Raw genomic sequence first — 1,475 nt, forward strand, 5'->3', positions numbered from 1 at the left:
CTGGTACCGGGTACTACGCCGGTAAATACCACCGTTACCGATACTCCGGGTACTGCAGATACCACCACCGTGACCCTGACTGCGCCAAGCGCAGTTAACGAAGGTGGTCAGATTACGTACACCGCCACGCTCTCCAATAAAGCGGGTACTGACGTTACGCTGAAGCTGGATAACGGTTCGAGCATCACGATCAAGGCTGGCGATACCGTCGGTACTGTGACCGTCCCAGCGCCGAGCGATGACGTGTTCATCGATAAGAGCACCCAGACCGTCAAGATCACTGACGCCACGGGCGGTAACTTCGAGAAGCTGGAAGTTGCAGGCAACGGCGCGACCACCACCATCAATGACACCATCGACAAGGTCGATGTCGTACTGACCGCTACTAACACTGTGGGCGAAGGCGGCAACATCGTTTACACCGCTTCGCTGGTCGACAAGTCGGGTAATGCGGTGACCAACATCACCAATCCACTGACCGTGACTTTGGACAATGGCCAGACCATCACCATCGGTGTGAATCAGTCGAGCGGTAGCGTCACTACCGTGGCGCCTAATGATGTTTACAACGGCGACCAAACCGTTACCACCGCGATCAAAACGGTAACCGGCGGCGAGCACTTCGAGAACCTGGTGCCGGTCACTACGCCGGTGAACACCACCGTTACCGATACTCCGGGCACTGCGGACACCACTACAGTCACGCTGACCGCGCCAAGCGTAGTTAACGAAGGTGGTCAGATTACGTACACCGCCACGCTTTCTAACAAAGCGGGTACTGACGTCACCCTGAAACTCGACAACGGTTCCACCATCACTATCAAGGCCGGTGACACCGTCGGCACCGTGACCGTCCCGGCGCCAAGCGATGACGTGTTCATCGACAAGAGCACTCAGACCGTCAAGATTACCGACGCTACCGGCGGTAACTTCGAGAAGCTGGAAGTTGCAGGCAACGGCGCAACCACCACCATCAACGACACCATCGACAAGGTCGATGTGGTCCTGACCGCCACCAACACCGTTGGTGAAGGCGGCAACATCGTCTACACCGCCAGTCTTGTGGATAAAAACGGCGCGCCGGTAACCAACATCACCAATCCACTGACCGTGACGTTGGATAACGGCCAGACCATCACCATTGGTGTAAACCAGTCGAGCGGTTCTGTCTCGGTAGTCGCTCCAAACGACGTCTATCAAGGCGACCAAACTGTCACTGCCGCCATCAAAGGCGTTACCGGCGGCGAGCATTTCGAGAACCTGGTGCCGGGCACTACGCCGGTGAACACCACCGTTACCGATACTCCGGGCACTGCGGATACCACCACTGTGACCCTGACCGCGCCAAGTGCGGTCAACGAAGGTGGTCAGATCACCTATACCGCGACCTTGAGCAACAAGGCCGGCACCGACGTCACGCTGAAGCTGGACAACGGTTCGACCATCACTATCAAGGCTGGCGATACCGTCGGCAC

Annotated in this window: 1 protein-coding gene; it reads left to right on the forward strand. The window is 57.4% G+C overall.

The window, feature by feature from the left end:
• Nucleotides 1-1,475 (forward strand): immunoglobulin-like domain-containing protein (locus ACQRBT_RS28240; RefSeq protein WP_427851693.1); only part of this gene is annotated, 1,475 nt, incomplete at both ends.

The organism is Pseudomonas sp. R19M, assembly GCF_050312585.1.
GTDB classification, from domain to species: Bacteria; Pseudomonadota; Gammaproteobacteria; order Pseudomonadales; family Pseudomonadaceae; genus Aquipseudomonas; species Aquipseudomonas palleroniana.